At 65.0% G+C, this 18596-nt stretch carries 15 protein-coding genes and 1 pseudogene; 7 read left to right on the top strand and 9 right to left on the bottom strand.

Annotation, left to right across the window (positions count from 1 at the left end):
* The first annotated feature begins 20 nt into the window (after positions 1 to 20).
* Both ACIBI6_RS36460 and ACIBI6_RS36465 read left to right on the top strand, forming a co-directional pair.
* Positions 21 to 1337: an acetyl-CoA C-acetyltransferase gene (locus ACIBI6_RS36460; RefSeq protein WP_364356037.1), complete on the top strand. Its 1317-nt coding sequence runs from the start codon at positions 21 to 23 to the stop codon at positions 1335 to 1337.
* Between the two features lie 186 nt (positions 1338 to 1523).
* The gene (locus ACIBI6_RS36465) at positions 1524 to 2069 is read left to right on the top strand and encodes a hypothetical protein (RefSeq protein WP_327095059.1); all 546 of its coding nucleotides are present in this window, start codon (positions 1524 to 1526) and stop codon (positions 2067 to 2069) included.
* 4 nt (positions 2070 to 2073) lie between these two features.
* On the opposite strand, the gene prcB is transcribed toward ACIBI6_RS36465, so the two are convergent.
* The 3 genes from prcB to gnd all read right to left on the bottom strand — a co-directional run bounded on the left by prcB (position 2074) and on the right by gnd (position 4180).
* Entirely contained in the window at positions 2074 to 2874 is an 801-nt protein-coding gene (gene prcB, locus ACIBI6_RS36470) for a proteasome subunit beta (protein WP_364356033.1), read from the bottom strand.
* Between the two features lie 32 nt (positions 2875 to 2906).
* Positions 2907 to 3035: a hypothetical protein gene (locus tag ACIBI6_RS36475; protein ID WP_396959501.1), complete on the bottom strand. Its 129-nt coding sequence runs from the start codon at positions 3033 to 3035 to the stop codon at positions 2907 to 2909.
* A gap of 113 nt (positions 3036 to 3148) precedes the next feature.
* The gene (gene gnd, locus ACIBI6_RS36480) at positions 3149 to 4180 is read right to left on the bottom strand and encodes a phosphogluconate dehydrogenase (NAD(+)-dependent, decarboxylating) (RefSeq protein WP_396959503.1); all 1032 of its coding nucleotides are present in this window, start codon (positions 4178 to 4180) and stop codon (positions 3149 to 3151) included.
* Between the two features lie 576 nt (positions 4181 to 4756).
* Between gnd and ACIBI6_RS36485 the strand changes: the two genes are divergently transcribed.
* Positions 4757 to 6532, top strand: a complete 1776-nt coding sequence (locus ACIBI6_RS36485) for a VanW family protein (protein WP_364356027.1) — start codon at positions 4757 to 4759, stop codon at positions 6530 to 6532.
* 7 nt (positions 6533 to 6539) lie between these two features.
* Here ACIBI6_RS36485 and ACIBI6_RS36490 read toward each other — a convergent pair whose 3' ends face one another.
* A complete protein-coding gene (locus ACIBI6_RS36490; protein WP_364356024.1) occupies positions 6540 to 7643 on the bottom strand; it encodes a DUF4185 domain-containing protein in 1104 nt (367 codons plus the stop codon).
* Between the two features lie 233 nt (positions 7644 to 7876).
* Between ACIBI6_RS36490 and ACIBI6_RS36495 the strand changes: the two genes are divergently transcribed.
* Complete coding sequence (locus tag ACIBI6_RS36495; RefSeq protein WP_364356021.1) at positions 7877 to 9001, top strand: diguanylate cyclase; 1125 nt, start codon at positions 7877 to 7879, stop codon at positions 8999 to 9001.
* 60 nt (positions 9002 to 9061) lie between these two features.
* Here ACIBI6_RS36495 and ACIBI6_RS36500 read toward each other — a convergent pair whose 3' ends face one another.
* Positions 9062 to 10897, bottom strand: a complete 1836-nt coding sequence (locus ACIBI6_RS36500) for an acyl-CoA dehydrogenase (RefSeq protein ID WP_396959506.1) — start codon at positions 10895 to 10897, stop codon at positions 9062 to 9064.
* Positions 10898 to 11264: 367 nt separating this feature from the next.
* Between ACIBI6_RS36500 and ACIBI6_RS36505 the strand changes: the two genes are divergently transcribed.
* The 3 genes and pseudogenes from ACIBI6_RS36505 (at position 11265) to ACIBI6_RS36515 (ending at position 13329) form a co-directional block, all read left to right on the top strand.
* Entirely contained in the window at positions 11265 to 11861 is a 597-nt protein-coding gene (locus ACIBI6_RS36505; protein WP_364356015.1) for an alpha/beta family hydrolase, read from the top strand.
* 174 nt (positions 11862 to 12035) lie between these two features.
* Entirely contained in the window at positions 12036 to 12701 is a 666-nt protein-coding gene (locus ACIBI6_RS36510) for an alpha/beta fold hydrolase (protein ID WP_364356106.1), read from the top strand.
* Between the two features lie 92 nt (positions 12702 to 12793).
* Positions 12794 to 13329: pseudogene (locus ACIBI6_RS36515) on the top strand (YbfB/YjiJ family MFS transporter).
* A 32-nt stretch (positions 13330 to 13361) separates the two neighbouring features.
* On the opposite strand, the gene ACIBI6_RS36520 reads toward ACIBI6_RS36515, so the two are convergent.
* The 4 genes from ACIBI6_RS36520 to ACIBI6_RS36535 all read right to left on the bottom strand — a co-directional run bounded on the left by ACIBI6_RS36520 (position 13362) and on the right by ACIBI6_RS36535 (position 18498).
* A complete protein-coding gene (locus tag ACIBI6_RS36520; RefSeq protein WP_364356006.1) occupies positions 13362 to 14081 on the bottom strand; it encodes a class I SAM-dependent methyltransferase in 720 nt (239 codons plus the stop codon).
* A 993-nt stretch (positions 14082 to 15074) separates the two neighbouring features.
* Positions 15075 to 16322, bottom strand: a complete 1248-nt coding sequence (locus ACIBI6_RS36525; protein ID WP_396959509.1) for an erythromycin esterase family protein — start codon at positions 16320 to 16322, stop codon at positions 15075 to 15077.
* A 137-nt stretch (positions 16323 to 16459) separates the two neighbouring features.
* Entirely contained in the window at positions 16460 to 17569 is a 1110-nt protein-coding gene (locus tag ACIBI6_RS36530; protein WP_364356000.1) for a DUF4185 domain-containing protein, read from the bottom strand.
* Positions 17570 to 17748: 179 nt separating this feature from the next.
* The gene (locus ACIBI6_RS36535; protein ID WP_396959512.1) at positions 17749 to 18498 is read right to left on the bottom strand and encodes a crotonase/enoyl-CoA hydratase family protein; all 750 of its coding nucleotides are present in this window, start codon (positions 18496 to 18498) and stop codon (positions 17749 to 17751) included.
* Positions 18499 to 18596: the final 98 nt, after the last annotated feature.

Here is an 18596-nt window from a genome sequence, read left to right on the forward strand (position 1 = left end):
ACGAGACCTTGGAGACTCGAGTGACAACCAAAGCCCGTTCAGCGAAGAGCACGGCAAAGAAGGGCCCACGCCCGGTTGCGATCGTGGGCGGTAACCGGATTCCGTTCGCCCGCTCCGATAAGGCCTATGCCCACGCCTCCAACCAGGACATGTTCACCGCCGCACTGGATGGTCTGGTGAGCCGGTTCGGGCTGCAGGGCGAACGTCTCGGCATGGTCGTCGGTGGCGCGGTGCTCAAGCGCGTCGGCGAGCACGGCATGGTCCGCGAGAGCGTGCTCGGCAGCAAGCTCAGCCCCTACACCCCGGCCCACGACCTGCAATTGGCCTGCGGCACCGGCCTGCAGGCGATCGTCACCGTGGGTGACGCGATCGCCGCCGGTCGCATCGATGCGGGTGTCGGCGGTGGTACCGACACCACCAGCGATGCTCCGATCGGGGTCAGCGAGTCCATGCGCGAGTGGATGCTCGACGCCAACCGCGCCAAGAACAATAAGGACCGTCTCAAGCTGGTCGGTCAGCTGCGTCCGGCCATGCTCGGCATCGAAATCCCGCGCAATGCCGAACCGCGCACCGGTCTGTCCATGGGGGAGCACGCCGCCATTACCGCCAAGGAATTCGGCATCGCGCGCGCGGCCCAGGACGAACTGGCCTACCTGTCGCACAAGAATATGGCTGCCGCCTACGACCGCGGTTTCTTCGACGATCTGATCACCCCGTTCCTCGGCCTGACCCGCGACGACAATTTGCGTCCCGGTTCGACCATCGAGAAGTTGGCCACCCTGAAGCCGGTCTTCGGCACCAAATTGGGCGATGCCACCATGACCGCCGGTAACTCCACCCCGCTCACCGACGGCGCCTCCGCGGTGCTGCTGTCCAGCGAGGAATGGGCCACCGAGCGCAACCTGCCGGTGCTCGCGCATCTGGTCGATTCCGAGGTCGCCGCGGTCGATTACATCCACGGCCCCGACGGCCTGTTGATGGCGCCCACCTACGCGGTGCCGCGTCTGCTGGCCCGAAATGGCCTGACCCTGCAGGACTTCGACTATTACGAGATCCACGAGGCCTTCGCCTCGGTGGTGCTGGCCACCCTGCAGGCGTGGGAGTCGGATCAGTACTGCAAGGAGCGTCTGGGGCTGGACGGCGCGCTCGGTTCGATCGATCGCAGCAAGCTGAACGTCAACGGTTCCTCGCTCGCCGCGGGGCATCCGTTCGCCGCGACCGGCGGCCGCATCGTCGCATCCACCGCGAAGATGTTGGCGGAGAAGGGATCCGGCCGCGCGTTGATCTCCATCTGTGCCGCGGGCGGCCAGGGCGTCGTCGCGATCCTGGAGCGCTAGACAGCCGACAGGAGGTGGCGTCCGACTCGGCCGACGCCGCCTCCTGTTTGTGGCCGCACTTGCGAGTTCTATTCGACACCAACGGATTTCGCGGCGATATTTGCGAACTCCGGTATCCGCTCGGCTGACCGGGTAGGTTCCGTTCGGAACCGTTGTCCGAGACCGCTACGGGTGCAGGAGCGATGGATGCCGACCGCGAGGACCCTGGCCGAAGCGCAGACCTACTTGGGCCTGCTCGCCGCAGCCGATGAGACAGCCGATGCGAGCCCGCCCCAGACTTCGCTGACCGAAGGTGAGCACGCATGGACGGTGCACTCGACGTTCGGTGATATCGAGGTCCCGTACGACTCCGAGGCGGCGTGCCGGCGTCTCGGCGTGTGGTTCGGTCTCGGCGTCTCCCCGCTGGTCGACGCCGGGCAGTGGATCATGATCGCGGGCACCTACGCTCGCCGTGCGCTCGACGCGGACCTGGTCTACCAGGGCAGACCCGAACAGGACCGCAATACCGTCGAGCTGAACTGGCAGTTCGCCGCCGAGGCGATCGGCGAGGCGATCAAATTCCTGCCGGAGGGTGCGGACCGCCTCCCGGCTGCCGCATTCTGGTCCGAACTGGGTGAACAGCTACGGCGCGACGAGCCCGAGCAGATCACGCGTGCCAAGCTCGCCGACGACCTGGAGTACTACACCGGCACACTCGAGGACTTCCGCGCGCTCTACGGCGAGGCCCCCTGAGGACTCACTCGCGGGCGAGTGCCGCACGATCCTCGACGAGTCCGCGAGTGATCTCCGCGAGCCGTTGCGCCGGAACCTCCACGGCGCCTTCGGCATTGATGACGACCACGGTCGGATAGATGCCGCGGGTGAGATCCGGGCCACCGGTGGCGGTGTCGTCCTCGGCGGCATCGAAGAGCGATTCGACGGTGATGCGTAGCGCCTGGCCCTCATCGATGCCGCGGCTGTAGGTTTTCTTCAGCGAGGACTTCGCGAACAGCGAACCGGAACCGACCGCGGTGTAGCCGAAGCGCTCCTCACTGCGACCGCCGACGACATCGTAGGAGAAGATCCGCCCGACCTTCTCCGGATCGGTGGCGCTCAGGTCGTAGCCGACAAGTACCGGGACCACCGCCATATCCTGTAGCGCGGCAGGCAGATTGTCGCGCACCATCTTCGATAGCTTGTTGGCCTTGCCCTCGAAGGTCAGCCCGACGCCTTCGATCTTCTCGTAGTGTTCGAGCTCGACCGCGAACAACCGGATCATCTCGATCGCCATGCCGACGGTGCCCGCAAAACCCGCCGCCGAATAGGTATCGGTAATGAACACCTTCTCCATATCCCGGCTGGCCAGCAGATTTCCCATGGTGCCGCGCCGGTCACCGGCGAGCAGCACCCCGCCGCGGTAGGCGACGGCCACGATCGTGGTGCCGTGCGGCGCGATGTCCTGCCCGCGCACTGTGGCATCGCCGAAATCGCTGCCGGGCAGGAGTTCTGGGGCATATCGGCGCAGGTTCTCGGAGAAGGAAGACGTCGCGTACTCCATATCTCCCACCGTAACGACTCCCGCACCCGGCGTCAGCGCACCAGCCTTCCGCGGGCGGCGGCGAATCGGACCGGGCCGGGCGCGAGCTGCCCGAACATGTACTGCGCGCGAGCCTGCGAAGTCACCGGGACGATCTCCTTGTTCTTACGAATGGAACGCACGATCTGCTCGGCCCCTTGTCCTGGCCATAACCCCGCAGGCGGTGCAGCGCTTGTCGTAGAGCTGCCGCCCGCGTTCCTCCTCGGCGCCGAAACTACGGCGAGTTTCGATAGTCCTACTTCTCGGGCAGCTCGATGTGACCGCCGAAGGCCTTGCGCATGGCCGAGAGCATCTTGTCCGCGTAGAGCGCCTCGCCACGTGAGGAGAACCGAGCGAACAGTGCTGCCGCGAGCACCGGCGCGGGGACGCCGGTATCGATCGCGGCGTCGAGGGTCCAGCGGCCCTCACCGGAATCCGAGACCCGGCCGTCGAAGGATGCCAGGGTCGGATCGGCGTAGAGCTCGCTCGCGGTGAGGTCCAGCAACCATGAGGCGACCACCGAACCGCGCCGCCACACCTCGGTCACCTCGGGTACGTCGATGTCGTATCGGTACCACTCCGGATGTTCGAGCGGCGTCTCCTCGGCGGAGGCCACAGCATCGTGTGTCGCGCCGATATCAGCCTTGTGCAGGATGTTCAGGCCTTCGGCGTAGGCGGCCATCGCGCCGTATTCGATGCCGTTGTGCACCATCTTCACGAAATGACCCGCACCGGCCGGTCCGCAGTGCAGATAGCCCTGTTCGGCGGGCGACGGCTCGCCCGTGCGGCCCGGCGTCCGCTCGGCCGCCTCGACCCCGGGTGCGATGGATTTCAGCAGCGGATCCAGATGCGCCACCGGCTCCGGCTCGCCGCCGATCATCAGGCAGAAGCCGCGGTCCAGTCCGAATACGCCGCCCGAGGTGCCGATGTCCACATAGTGGATACCCTGGGGCTTCAGTGCTGCGGCGCGCGCGATGTCGTCGTGGTAGCGGCTGTTGCCGCCGTCGATGATGATGTCGCCGGGCTCGAGCAGCTCGGCGACCTGGTCGATCACCTGGCCCGTCACCGCTGCCGGGATCATCACCCAGACCACGCGCGGGGTCTCCAGCCTGGACACGAAGTCCTTCAGATCGGTGCAGCCCTGGAAGCCATCGCTGCCCAATTCGGCGACGAGCGTGTCGATGGTCTTGGGTCTGCGTTCGTAGCCGACCACGGTATGCCCGTCCTTGACGATCCGGCGCACGATATTGCCGCCCATCCGACCTAGGCCGATCATTCCCAGCTGCATTCCATCCATCTCCTCGTCGCGTGTGGGGCAGGAGTTCAACTCGATTGTCTCGCGCATGTGTAACGCGCGGTGGGTCGCAGCGATAAACGGGTTGGCTCCGCGTAGTTGCCAGACCCCCGACCCGGCAACTACGCGGGGCCCTTCCATGTGTGGCGCGGACCGTTGCACGAGATTTGCTGGTGAACCGTGCTGTGCTGACGATGTCGGCGCGGGCGATTATCGTGGGCGGGGCTCGCACCGTGCGAGCTCCTGACAATCGAGCGGGGAGGACGGTTCGTGACGAGCGAATCGAGTACCGGGCGGCACGACCGACACGAAGGCGGCCAGGTCGGACTACGACAGCTCCTCGACTCGGCTCGATCCGCCACACCACAGCAGCCCCCGCCGCCGCGCACCGTTGCGCAGCCGTCTCCGGACGCGGATCAGCGGCCGCCGCAACCACCCAGACCGCGGTCGGCGCAGCCGCACCAGGCAGCCGCGCAGCATGAGTCAGCGGTACCGGCGCACTCGCCGCAGACTGCGTCGGGACATCAAGCATCGTCGGGACATCAGGCATCGGAGTGGGCCGGGGACTCCATGCCGACCGAGCCGCTGCGGACAAGCCGACGGCCCAAAGCGACCGAGCCCACCGGTGGCCAGCGGCGTCGTGCACCCGAACAGCCGTCCAGACCGAGCGGGCTGAGATCGCCCATCGCCAAACGCATCGGCATCGGCGTCGGCGCACTGATTGCGGTGTGCGGACTGGCTTACGTTGCGGACCTTGTACTTTCGTCGGGTCACGTACCACGCGGCGTCGTGATGGCCGGTATCGATATCGGCGGCAAGGACACCGCCGACGCGGCTGCCCAGCTGCACACCGCGGTGGATCCGCGCGTCGACCAGGAACTGCCACTGCAGATCGGCGACGTGCAGACCAGGCTCACTCCCAAAACCGCTGGCCTGGCGGTGGATTGGGATACCACCTGGACCCGCGTCGGCGGCCAACCGCTCAATCCGATAACCCGACTGACTTCGCTGTTCGTCACGCATACGGTGCCGGTCGCGAGCACCGTCGACGACAATGCACTCGATGCCCAGCTCACCGCCCTGCGCGTGCACGACCGCGCGACGGTAGAGGGCACCATCGCCTTCGACGGCGCCCGCCCGGTCGCCGTGCCACCGGTCCCCGGCCGCATCCTCGATGTTCCGGTCGCGCGCACCGCGCTCATCGAAAACTGGTATCTCGGTGCGCTGCTCGATCTTCCGGAGACGGCCGCGCCCATTGCCGTGCGCGCGCAGGCGGTCGAGCAGGCCTTGCACACTATTGCCGAGCCGGCGGTGAGTGCGCCGATTGTGTTCGCTGGCAAGAACAATGCGACCGGCAAGCTCGAGCCGGAGCAGATCGCGTCCATACTGTCGTTCGCCCCCGATGGTCAGGGTGGTCTGGCCGCGACCTTCAAACAAGATGTCGCTCTCGGGGTGCTGGGTCCGCAACTCGCGCCGTCCGAGGTCGAGGCCAAGGATGCGACCTTCGCCGTGACCGGGTCGACCGCGTCGGTGGTTCCGGCCGTGATCGGCGACAAGATCAATTGGGCCAAGACGTTCGAGCAGTTGCCGAATCTCATCGTCGCACCGCAGGAGCGCACCGCCCAGGCCGTCTACGAGAAGGTGGATCCCAAGCTCACCACCGAGGCCGCCAATGCACTCGGCGTCACCGAGGTGATGGGCCAATTCACCACAAGCGGCTTCAGCGGACCGTCCGGTGTGAATATCCGCGTGGTCGCCAAGAAGGTGAACGGCGCCATCGTCAAACCGGGAGAAACCTTCTCGCTCAACGACTTCACCGGACCACGTGGCATTGCCGAGGGCTACGTCGAATCCGGCATCATCGACCACGGCCGTCCGAGCACCGCGGTCGGCGGCGGTATCAGCCAGTTCGCGACCACCCTCTACAACGCCGCCTATTTCGCGGGTATGGAGGATGCCGGTCACACCGAGCACAGCTACTACATTTCCCGCTATCCGGCGGCACGCGAGGCCACCGTCTTCGACGGCGCCATCGACCTCAAATTCCGCAATAACAGCCAATCCGGTGTCTACATCGAAACATCGACCACCGACTCGGAGGTCACGGTCCGCCTCTGGGGCACCAAGACCGTCAATGTCGAATCCATCACCGGCGAGAAGACCAAGCCGACCGAGCCGACCGAGGTCAAACTCCCCAAGGGCAAGGACTGCATCGCCACTGAAGGCGCACCGGGGTTCACAATCTCCGATACGCGAGTCATCACCGATCGCAAAACCGGTCGGCAGATCTCACGCACCACGCGGACGGTGAAGTACGACCCGGTACCGGTCGTGAAGTGCGAGTAGGCAACTCCTACAGCGGGGTTCGCATCAGCAGCACGTTGTACTGGTTCCATACCGACAGCAAGAAGTACAGGTCACCGCCGGTCTGATACGGGAAGATCATCGGCGCGTAGGCGCTCGGCAGCGCGGTGCCGTCGACGAGCACCTCCGACTCGCTCCACGGTCCCTCCGGCGCCGATGCGGTGCGCAGCACCACCGAGTTCTTGGAATCCGTGGTGAGCATGATGAATTTGCCGAGATGCTCGTTCCACATGACCGACAGCTCGCTGACATCGCCGACGATCGGTGTGGCGTCCTTGGCCTCGGGCTTCCACTCCTTGCCGTCCCAGTACTCGTAGCGATCGAGATCTGCGATATCGGATTCCTGTGCCCGCGAGACGAATCCGGGATTCAGCCGACCGGCCGGGGTGCCGTAGCGATAGACGTAACCGGCATCTTTCAGGAAGGCGTTCTGCTGAAAGTTCTGATGCCCGTCCACATTCGCACGCCGGGTCGTGGTCAGCGGGGCCCAGGTCTGCCCGCCGTCACCGGAAGCGGCGAGGGTGGAGAAGTTGGTCGTCCACTTGCCGTGCTCACCCCATTCGCGCACCGACATCAGGCTCATGTACTGCACGCCGCCGACCGAAATGCCCGCTGTCGGAATGAGACTGATCTCGATACCCGGAATCTTCGGGCTGGGCAGCGGATTGGTCACGGCGCCCTCGAAGGAGATCCCGTGCGACGGATCCTTGGTCGAGCTGTGGAAAAGCATCTGGCTGCTCCAGGCGAAAACGCTGCCGACCAGCAGGTTGGGGAAGCCGAGGCCCGCGCTGTCACCGAAGGCGGTAATCATCCCGCCGTTGCCGTCGTCCCACATGACGCCGAGGTCGGTGCCGAGCACATTGACGTTCTGGGTGCGATTGGGGCTGTCCATACCGGTCATCTGGAAGACCGCTTGGGTCAATCCGGGTAAGTGCGGCAGGCCGCGTGGCTGTCCGTTGATGCCGGGAATAGGGTTGATGCCGGGGATCGGAAGCACGAAATTCGAATCCGCCGCGGCCGGTCCGGCCAGCGCGACCGAGAGTGCGGCGGCGAGTGCACCGGCTCTGGTGAGTGCGGACAGCGATCGGTTCATCCGGACGATCCCTTCTTGCGCGCGGTCTGCCCGGTCATTGTGCCCCGTTTCGTGACCTATGTCCGGTTGCTGCATGCTGGAGAGCGACATGTGACGACCGCTACACTGAAGATCACCAGGAGACGGGGGCTTCGGCAGGCGCTGGCCTGTCACCGCTTGCTTAATGGTTGCTCGAAATGGCACAGCTGTTCGGTACATCCAGCAGGATTTCGTGAACGCTAGGCGGTGGCTCCATGGGTGACAGTCGCGCGATACTCAGTAGTTGGTGGCGCGATCCGGCGCACTATCGCTGGTTCGTGCGTACTCTCGAATCCCATTCCGGGCTGCGCCTGATCAAGGCGATCATCGGTGCGGGCGGTGCGTTGATGCTCGCGATCAATATCTTGATCTGGATGTCGCCCGCGGGTCCGAACGGCACGGTGGCCCGCACGATCTTCGCGACGGCAGGTGCGACGGCCGCGGTGTGGGCGGTCCGCTGGTGGCTGTTCCCGTGGCCCCGCGCCATCACCTCGCTGGCCATGTTGACGTGGGCGGATCTGGCGATCACGGCGTCGTGCCTGGTGGACAGCGATCGGGTGTACGGCGCATTGAGCGCGATGCTACTTGTGGTCACCGGCGCCTACATCACGTTCTTCCACAGTCCGAAGGCGCTCGCCGCGCACGCCGGATGGTCACTGCTCACGGTGAGTGCGCTGGCGGTATTGCTGGTGACCGACGCGCAGACCAATGATCTCGCGCTCGCCGGTGCGATGGTCTTGATCATGGTCGCGGCCATCGTCCTGGTGCTGCCCGCGTTGCAGTTCTGCTATTGGGTGCTGCGCATCGATGTGCTCTCGGATCCGCTGACCATGCTGCTGAATCGTCGCGGACTCGACTATTACGTGCACCGTTCGCGATACCAGCGCCAACTGTGCGTGATAACTCTCGACCTCGACCACTTCAAAGCGGTCAACGACACCTTCGGCCACACCATCGGTGACGAGGTGCTGGTCTCGACGGCCGCGCGGTTGCGCGCCGCGGCCGATCCCGATGCCGTGGTCGCCCGCACCGGTGGGGAGGAGTTCGCGGTGGTCGATCAGTTGGATCGCGCGGCTGCGCTGAGTCTGGGCGAGCGATTGCGCCTTGCCGTGGCGGAGACGCCCGGCATATCCGTCACCGTCACGGCAAGTGTTGGTGTCGCGGTGCACGACGGCGGCACGGACGGGGGCCGATCACGATTGCTGCTGCGGTGTGCTGATAACGCGATGTATCAGGCGAAACGGCTGGGCGGCAATACCGTTGTGCTGGCGGAAGGCCCGGAACAACCGACGATCGATCTCGCCGAGCCCGCCCGAGAGATGGTGCACCGCACAAAATAACGACAGCGGCCCCGGAAAATGAAACAAAATCCGGGGCCGCCGTGTGCGAAGCCTATTGGATCAGAACGCCGCTTCGTCCAGCTCCATGATGTCGTTGTCCAGGTTGGACAGGATGGCGCGGGTCGCGGTCAGCTCCGGCAGCACATTGCGTGCGAAGAACTGCGCGACGCCGACCTTGCCCTTGTAGAACGCCTCATCGGCACCGGTCGCGCCGTTGTCGAGAGCCTTGATGGCGACGTCGGCCTGACGCAGCAGCTGCCAACCGATGAGCAGGTCACCCACGGCGAGCAGGAAGCGCACCGAACCCAGACCGACCTTGTACAGCTCGGTCGGCTGCTCCTGGGCGCCCATCAGATGCCCGGTGAGGGTGGCGGCCATGGCCTGCACATCCTCGAGCGCGGTGGCGAGCAGCTTGCGCTCGGCCTTCAGCCGGCCGTTGCCCGCCTCGGACTCGATGAACTTCTGCACCTGGCCGGCCACGTGGGCCAGCGCGACGCCGCGGTCACGGGCGATCTTGCGGAAGAAGAAGTCCTGCGCCTGGATCGCGGTGGTGCCCTCGTAGAGCGAGTCGATCTTCGCGTCGCGGATGTACTGCTCGATCGGGTAGTCCTGCAGGAAGCCGGAGCCGCCGAAGGTCTGCAGCGACTCGGTCAGGTACTGGTAGGCCCGCTCGGAGCCGACACCCTTGACGATCGGCAGCAGCAGATCGTTGACCCGGAAGGCCACATCCTTATCGGCGCCGGAGACCAGCTCGGCGATATCCGCATCCTGGTGTGCGGCGGTGTAGAGGTAGATGGCGCGCAGCCCCTCGGCGTAGGCCTTCTGCATGGCAAGGCTGCGGCGCACGTCCGGGTGGTGGGTGATGGGGACGCGCGGGGCGGCCTTATCGGTCATCTGGGTCAGGTCCGCACCCTGGACGCGCTGCTTGGCGTAGTCCAGTGCGTTCAGGTAACCGGTCGACAGGGTCGCGATGGCCTTGGTGCCGACCATCATGCGCGCGTTCTCGATGACGTCGAACATCTGTGCGATACCGTTGTGCACCTCGCCGACCAGCCAGCCCTTGGCGGGCACGCCGTGGCCGCCGAAGGTGACCTCACAGGTGGCCGAGACCTTGATGCCCATCTTGTGCTCGACATTGGTGACGAAGACACCGTTGCGGTCGCCAAGGGTCTGGGTCTCGAAGTCGAAGTGCCACTTCGGCACGTAGAACAGCGACAGGCCCTTGGTGCCCGGACCGGCGCCTTCGGGGCGGGCCAGCACCAGGTGCATGATGTTTTCGAACAGGTCGTCGGAATCACCCGAGGTGATGAAGCGCTTGACGCCCTCGATGTGCCAGGAGCCGTCCTCCTGCTCGATCGCCTTGGTGCGGCCGGCGCCGACATCCGAACCGGCATCCGGCTCGGTCAGCACCATGGTGGCGCCCCAGTTGCGGTCGGCGATGATCTGCGCCCACTTCTTCTGCTCATCGGTGCCGTTGTTGTAGAACACCTGCGCGAAACCCGCGCCGGCGGCGTACATCTGAGCCGGCGGGTTGGCGCCGAGGATCATTTCGCCGAGCGCCCAGGAGACGGCGCTCGGGGCACCCAGGCCACCCAGCTCCTCTCGGACGGCGACCTTGGCCCAGCCCGCGTCTTCCAGCGCGCGGTAGGACTTCTTGAACGATTCGGGGAGAGTGACGGTGTGGGTCTCGGGATCGAAGGTCGGCGGGTTGCGGTCACCGTCGACGAACGAATCGGCCAGCGGACCCTCGGCCAGGCGACGCACCTCGTTGAGCATCTCCTTGACGGTCTCGGTGTCGAGATCGCCGTAGGCGTCGCTGTCGAGGATGGTGCCGAGGCCGAGTACCTCGAAGAGGTTGAACTCCAGGTCGCGGACGTTGCTCTTGTAGTGGCCCATTTCTGTTACTCACTCTCCGTTGAGTTGGTGCGGTCGGTTGGTTGCCGTTCCCGCCCGTTGTCCGTCCACCGGGTAGCCGTGCCGGCCTCCGTAGCGAACTGCTTGCAGGTCGCTCGAAAGGATCAGCCGCATGCTACTCGCGGGTAACTTATTCGCCATATTACCGGTCGGTAATGGGGCCGCAAAGGCTCGAGCGGGCAAATGTGATGTGAAAAACACTCGAATGCGTTGCCGTTCGTCTACGGCTCGCGTAGTAGACGATCGAGTCGGGTTAGCCGAGGCATATCTGGCGGCCGAGGCGCCGCGGGTGGCTGGGCGTCTCCGGATAGCTGGGCGTCTCCGGATAGCTGGCGACTACCGTGAAGAGGTGCGAATCGAGACGAGCGGCGGGCCCGCGGAGATCGAGCTCGACAAGCCGCGCAAGGCGGCGTTCCTGCTGCTGCTCACGCACGGATCCGGCGGCGGTGTCGATGCGAAAGACCTGCTCGCCGTGCGCGATTGTGCCTACGAACTGGGCGGCGCGGTCGCGCGGGTGGTGCAGCCGTATCGGGTCGCCGGACGACGCGCGCCCGGGTCCCCGGTGAAGCAGGACGAGGCCTGGCTGGAGATCGTCGCCGACCTGCGCAAGCGGGTGAAGAAGGTCCCACTGATTTCGGGTGGGCGCAGCAATGGGGCTCGGGTGGCGTGCCGTACTGCCATTGCGGCTGATGCACGCGGCGTACTCGCGCTGTCGTTTCCGCTGCATCCGCCGGGTAAGCCGGAGAAGACGCGGCGCGAGGAACTGCTGGCTCCAGGTGAGATCGAAGTCGTCGTGATCAACGGCGCCAATGACCCGTTTGGTGTGCCCGATTCGGGCGATGCCGCCGAAGTCCGCGTTATCCCAGGTCAGTCACACTCTTTCCGGTCCGGCTTCGACATCATCGCCGAGACGGTCACACCCTGGCTGGCGCGGTGGAGTTCGTAGCTGTTCGAGGTCGCGGTTCGCTACCTCGCTATATAACAAGAACTTCTCGCTATGAGAAGAACGATCTGTTGGACTTCTGATTGCGATTCCACTTCGCTGGAAGACTCTCGGGTCGATATGTCGGTGCCGCACCCGCCCACCGACCGACCCGGCGAAGCGACACCGGAGAGTGAATTGGCGACCTACGTTCTAATCCCAGGCATGTGCCACGGCGGCTGGTGCTACGAATCGATCACCGAGCAGTTGCGCCGGCCTGGTCATCGGGTCTACCCGCTGACCCTGACCGGACTCGCCGAGCGCAGCCATCTGCTGACCGCGTCGGTGAACCTCGAGACGCATATCCAGGATGTGGTGCGGCTATTGGTGGCCGAGGATATCGAGGACGCGGTGCTGGTCGGCCACAGCTACGGCGGGATGGTGATTACCGGTGCCTCCGACCGGGTACCTGACCGGATCGATTCGCTGGTCTACCTCGATGCCGTTGTGCCGCGCCACGATGACTCCATGTGGCGGCTGGTCTCCGAACAGGAGCGGCAGTGGTACCTGGACGTGGCGGAGACCGGTTATGCGGTGCCACCGCTGCCTTTCTTCGATCCACGAGCTACCGGACACCCGCTGGCCTCGCTGCTGCAGTCGGTCCAGCTCACCGGCGACCTCACCCGATTCCGGCGCAGGGAATACGTCTACGCGGCGAGCTGGGACGGTGAATCTCCGTTCACCAGCTGCTATGAGCGGCTTCGGGATGATCCACAGTGGCGCACGCATGCAGTGGACAGCAAGCACAACCTCATGCGTGATGCCCCTGATGAGTTGGTGGCGATCCTGCTCGCGGACCGGTGAATCCGGCTGATCGGCAGGCGGTGCGGCTCGCCCTCGGCACCGCCTCGGCGCTCGGGCTCGCCCGCTTCGCCTTCGGATTGCTCGTCCCGGCGATGCGCGCGGACCTCGACAGGAGTCTGGGCGAGACCGGAGCCATGAGTACCGCCAACGGGCTCGGCTACCGGGAGGGGGCATTGGTTACCGCCGTTGCCGTGGGCGTGCTCGGCGCCACGGGAGCGTTCCGCTGAGGTATGACCTTACTGCGGTGGCATTGGCCAGCACTGCCTTGAACAGCGATTACCTTGTGCTGCTGATAACTCGGGCCGCTGCGGGTGCCGCCGGAGCGCTGGTGTTCATCGCGGGCGGGATGATCGCGGCGCGCTTGGCCACTTGTGCCGGTGCGTCCACACCGATCACCATCTACTTCGCGGGTGCCGGACTCGGAATCGCCTTCAGCCGCACCATAATTCCGCTGCTGAGCGAGCAATGGCGGTTGGCCTGGGTATTGCTCGGCATGGCGGCGGGGCTGGCGACGGTGCTCAGTTGGACCGCCGCGGCGATCGCCATAACCGAGGGCAATCGGATACGGAGACCGGTTCTCTCGGCGCGCAGCCGATCCATGTCAGGTTCCGCCGCGGCCTGCGGATGACCAAGCGGTGAGCTGAATTATCGGGCGCGGCGTCAGGTTTCGCGTGGCGGCTCGATATGCGTTTCGGACTCGACGGCAGGCGGATCTGCCGGGGGTTTGGTGGCGATGACCAGGGCGTCGATGGCGTCGCGTTCCTCTGTGGGGCGGTAGATGCGGTCGGCCATGCGGACGCGGATGCGGTGCGGATCGGGGCCGAGGTCGGCGATGATGTCGTCGGGGGTGAACAGGACCGAGGGGTCCTTCGGGCCGCCGAAGCCCTCGGTGAGATTGGTGGTGTCGTGACCGAGGACCAGCAGGGTGCCCTCAGGGGCGAGTAGATCGGCGAGGTGGCGGACCAGCGGACGGCGTTGTTCGGCGGGCAGGTGCAGGAAGACCATCAGCACGAGTTCGTACGGGCCGGTTATGCCCGCGGCGTCCAGATCGGTGACATCGGCGCACTGCCAACTGATCCGGCTGCGGACCGAGCGGGACAGCCGACTCGCGATGGTACGGCCCTTATCAATACCTACCTGTGAATAGTCGACGGCATGCACCTGCCAGCCATGCGTGGCCAACCACAGCGCATTACGACCTTCGCCGCAGGCAAGATCGAGGGCACGCGGTAAGCCGGGCGGCTCACTGTCGGGAGTATCCGGCACTAACGGGGCGATCCGCTCCAGCCCGTAAACGTGCTCCACCACGGTGCTGTTCGGCGGTGCACCCCAGACCAGTTCACTCTGCGCATACCGCGTGTCCCAATCGGTCGCGTCCATATGCGCGAGTGTATTTGCCCGTGGACCCACGCGATGCCGTGCGCCGCTGTGCGCCACGCGACGCCCGTGCGGTTCGTGACGGGTATGTGGCCCGCGACGGCCATGTGCCGTCCGATGTGCCGTGCGCCATGCAAGTCGGCCGTGTGCCGTACGACGGCCCTATGCCCGTGTGGTGGTCGTGTGTCCCGCGATGGGGCGTGCATCCAGTGATGGGTCATGCGCCACGTGATGGTCGTGCGTCCCGTGATGGCCGTGTGCCCCGCGATGGGGCGCGTCCAGTGGTGGGGCATGCGCCACGTGATGGTCGTGTGCCATGCAATCGGCCGGGTGCCGCAAGACGGCCGATGCCGTGTGATGGTCGTGGGCGCACGCGATGGTCGTGGGTCACGCGATGGGCGTGTGCCCGTGAGATCGGCGTCTGCCTGTGTGATGAGCATGCGTCCAGTGATGGTCGTTTGCCACGTGATGGGGCCGTGTGCCGTGAGACGGCCGATGCCGTGATGATCCTGGGCCACGCGATGGGCGTGTGCCCGTGTGATGGGCGTGTGCCCGTGTGATGGGCGTGTGCCCGTGTGATGGGCGTATGCCCGTGTGATGGGAGCGGGCCATGTGATGGTCGTTGGTCACGCGATGGTCGTGGATCACGCGATGGGCGTGTGTCATGCAACCGGCCGTGTGCCCATGTGATGGGGGTCCGCCAGTGTGATGATCGTGGGTCACGCGATAGGCGTGGTTCCGTGATGGTCGTGCGTCGCGCGATGGGGGGTCGCCTGATGGTCGTGCGTCACGTGATGGTCGTGGCCCCATGTGATGGCTGTGCGCCATTTGACTGCCATGCGATGGCTGTGCGACTGCGCCCACGCGACCCTCGGTGCACTGCGCTCCGGCCGCGCGGGCGACCGCCGCGCAGCGCGCGAACTCCGCGCGCCCGCGACGATCGCGAATCCGTCTGCCGCGTGCGCCGGGGGATATCGTGGGTGGTCGGACCGAGCCTTAAGAACTCGGTTGCGGCAACCAGTGCACCGGCGAGGTCTCGCGGATATGGACGAGCGCGTCGAAAGCGTCCACGAGGGATCGCACGGTGGTGTGCGCTGTGGCGTCCTTAGCCGGATCGTAGATGCCGCTGATCGTGCGCAGCTTCGCCGGACCGTGCAGCCACAGTCGTACCGATTCCGGTGCGTCGCTGTGCAAGTCGATGTAGAAGGCGGGCAGGTCCACCGTGCCGAGCGTTGAGTCGACAAGGTCCGGCAGCGGTTCCGGTGCCACCGCCATACCGAGATTTCCGTGATGGAAGCCGATGGCGACCGAGATGTACCGAGCACCGAAATGTTCGCGCAAATAGCTACCGGTACCACGGAATTCGGAGCTCTCCGCCGGACCGGCACCGAGGGTTAGGGCCGCGGTGTGGGCGATGCCGTCCCAATACGCGATTTTCGCACCGGTATCGCGCTGCCATTGGATGACCCGGTTCGCGGCAGGTCGCTCGTCGCGCGCGAAACCACCCTGGCCGGCGACGCTTTTCTCGTGGAATTCGACGATGAGCCGCAGATGCGTCAGCGCATTTTCGAATTCTGTTGTCACCGGAAGCTTTTCGAATAATGCCGAGGCATCGCGTGCGTCGTCGATGAACGGACGGCCGGGGTGAATTCCTTGATGGCGCTGCACATGTTCATCGATCTGATGCGCGGTGCGGATCGGGTCGAGGTGGGATTCGATGGCGGCCAACCGATCCGGTGCTTGCTGCCGAACATAATCCAGCACTACGTCGTAATCCGACGGTTCCGCGCGCGGTGGCTCGACGCCGAGAATTCGCACGGGATCGTTCGGGTACTCCCGATTGAATTCGCGAATCCACTCCAGCGCCGCCGCCATTTCGGCGGTCCGGGTCGGCCGCCACGCACCCGCGAGCACCGATTCGGGATCTGCCGAGCCGGTCCGCACATAGGCATCGAGTCGCTCACCGGAACGTGCACTGTCCTGCACCGCGAGCGTGCGGAAACCGTATTCCTCGACCAGTACACGGAATACCCGTTCACGCAGTCCGAAGGTCTGTCGAGAGAACCGGGTCGACTCACCGAGCCCGACCACGGTCGCCGACCCGAGCCGTTCGGTTAATGCGGTGATATCCGATCCGGTGCTATTCGAACCCGTATCAAAAATCGGCCGTGCATGTAGACGCAGCCATTCGCGCAAATCCGAAGTGCCGGTGTCTGATTCACTTGGTGCGAGTGTGGTGCCCATAGTCTCTCCCGAAGCTCGACGACTCAACTCGACCAAGCTTCATACCTGAAGTGCCATTGAGGTCAAATCGAGGGGAGCATTCGCACATGACCGCGGGGGAATGCCGCGGCCATGTGCCGTTGGGAAGGACAACGGGGCTAGAGCGTTGTCCGCATCAGCACCACGTTGTACTGGGTGTGCACCGTGGTGACGAAGTACAGGTCGCGTCCGGTCTGGTACGGGAAGATCGACGGGGCGTATGCGGCCGGGAGTTCGCGGGTGTCGATCAGCACTTCGGGATCGCTCCACGGACCCGTGGGTGAGCTGGCCCGCCGCAGCACAACCGAGTTGAACGGGTCGGTGGTGAGCGAGATGAACTGGCCGAGGTACTCGTTGTACATCACCGACATCTCGCCGACGCCCCCCATGATCGGCGCCGCGGCGTTGACGTCGCCCTTCTTGCTCCAGTGCTCGCCGTCCCAGTACTCGTACTCGCCTAGATTTGCCATATCGCCTTCCCGGACCCGTGCGATATATGCCGCCCGGTTGCGACCGGACTGGGTGCCGTATTCGTAGACGTAACCGCCGTTCTTGAGGAACGCGTTCATCTGGAAGTTGGCATTACCGCCCTCATTCGGCCGCCGGGTCTCGGGTAGCTCGGCCCAGGTCTCACCGTTATCGCCGGAGACGGCGAGGCCGGAGAAATTCGTGGTCCACCGGCCGACATCGTCCCAGCTCTGCACCGACATCAGACTCATGTACTGAACGCCGCCGACCGAAATGCCCGCGGTGGGGATCCGGCTGATCTCGATGAATGGAATCTTCGGGCTCGGAATCAGATCGCGCGCCTGGCCGAAGATATCGCGCACGACGCTGTCGAAGTAGATGCCGTTGGACGGATCGTGGGTGTGGCTGCGCACGAGAATATTGCTGCGCCACGCCCATGTGCTGCCAGCGAGCAGATTCGGCAGGCCGAGTCCGGCGGTATCGCCGAATGCGGTCAGCATCTCGCCGTTGCCGTTATCCCACATGATGCCCAGATCGGTGCCGAGCACGTTATAGGCCTGGGTGTTGTTCGGGCTGGCCATGCCGGTCACCTGGAATACCGCCCTGGTTCGGCCGCCCAGATTTGGTAGTCCATTGGTGCCGTTCAGTACCGGGATCGGGTTGATCGCATTGGGGTTTGCAGTGGCTGGTGTTGTCGCTACGAGGAGCAATACCGAAGCTCCTGCCAGTGCCGAGAGCAAGGCGGACGCGGTTTTGTGCAAGTCTCAAAGCCCTCCGGTTCTGGCCGAAGTGGCACGATACGCAGGCCCCCACACCGTGTGTCGTGTCACATTTCGGCTGGCTGGCAAATCGTTCAGAATGCTAACAGCGAAACCGGAGAAATTGGCGGGTTGGGTGATTCGTCTGGAAGATTGTAAGCGTGGTGCTATCTGAATTGTGATCAGCGACTACGAGATATGGCCCGCCGCAGAATCAATGGCAGCTGGGTGGCCCGCTCGATGGCGAAGGTGCGCCGAGCCGAGGCATGCCAGGAGCGATCGAAGAGTTGTTTGGCTCCCGCGACGGCGTGCGGAGAGCGGATGGCGATGCGATCGGCGAGCTTTTCCGCCGCCGCGACCGGGTCCGCGGTCACCTCGGTGACCAGGCCGATCCGCTCGGCGTGGGCGGCGTCCACGATATCGGCGGTCATGGTCAGCAGCAGGGCCTTGTCGACGCCGATCAGCCGGGACAGCGTCGCCGCGCCGGTCATATCCGGGACCAGACCGTATTTGGCTTCCATTACCGAGAATTCCGCGTCGGGGCTGGCGAAGCGGACGTCGGCGGCGAGCGCGATCTGCAGTCCACCGCCGTAGCAGTGGCCGTGTACGGCCGCGATTACCGGCACCGAGAGTCGACGCCAGGCCCAGCAGGCCTCCTGAAAGGTATTGGTGCCGCGCCAGGGCAGCGGTATGAAGCCGCGGATGACCGCGAGCGGATTGCGGCTCGCTCCCGCGATGTCGAGGCCGCTGCTGAAACTCGGGCCGTTGCCGGACAGAATGACCGCGCGGACCTCCTTGTGCTCGGCGACGGTATGCGCGGTTGTGGCGAGATCGCGCAGCATCTCGATGGTCAGGCCGTTGTGCTTTTCCGGTCGGTCCAGCGTGACGTAGGCGCGGTCGTCGACGAACCGTAGCGCGATGTTCGAGGCCATTCCTCGATCTTACCCGTGAGTCAGTTCGAGAGCCATTGCCTGCGCGCATGCGCTTTGTTCTAATCGAACGCAAGTTACCGTCAACATTGACGGTAAGA

It is taken from the genome of Nocardia sp. NPDC050412, assembly GCF_044458825.1.
In the GTDB taxonomy this organism is placed as follows: domain Bacteria; phylum Actinomycetota; class Actinomycetes; order Mycobacteriales; family Mycobacteriaceae; genus Nocardia.

What these genes read in the sequence shown, in the direction of transcription:
- gnd (WP_396959503.1), bottom strand. Translation starts at nt 4,180, where the DNA reads ATGCAGCTGGGAATGATCGGCCTAGGTCGGATGGGCGGCAATATCGTG.
- ACIBI6_RS36500 (WP_396959506.1), bottom strand. Translation starts at nt 10,897, where the DNA reads ATGGGCCACTACAAGAGCAACGTCCGCGACCTGGAGTTCAACCTCTTC.
- ACIBI6_RS36520 (WP_364356006.1), bottom strand. Translation starts at nt 14,081, where the DNA reads ATGGACGCGACCGATTGGGACACGCGGTATGCGCAGAGTGAACTGGTC.
- ACIBI6_RS36535 (WP_396959512.1), bottom strand. Translation starts at nt 18,498, where the DNA reads ATGGCCTCGAACATCGCGCTACGGTTCGTCGACGACCGCGCCTACGTC.
- ACIBI6_RS36495 (WP_364356021.1), top strand. Translation starts at nt 7,877, where the DNA reads ATGGGTGACAGTCGCGCGATACTCAGTAGTTGGTGGCGCGATCCGGCG.
- ACIBI6_RS36525 (WP_396959509.1), bottom strand. Translation starts at nt 16,322, where the DNA reads ATGGGCACCACACTCGCACCAAGTGAATCAGACACCGGCACTTCGGAT.
- ACIBI6_RS36465 (WP_327095059.1), top strand. Translation starts at nt 1,524, where the DNA reads ATGCCGACCGCGAGGACCCTGGCCGAAGCGCAGACCTACTTGGGCCTG.
- ACIBI6_RS36485 (WP_364356027.1), top strand. Translation starts at nt 4,757, where the DNA reads ATGCCGACCGAGCCGCTGCGGACAAGCCGACGGCCCAAAGCGACCGAG.
- prcB (WP_364356033.1), bottom strand. Translation starts at nt 2,874, where the DNA reads ATGGAGTACGCGACGTCTTCCTTCTCCGAGAACCTGCGCCGATATGCC.
- ACIBI6_RS36490 (WP_364356024.1), bottom strand. Translation starts at nt 7,643, where the DNA reads ATGAACCGATCGCTGTCCGCACTCACCAGAGCCGGTGCACTCGCCGCC.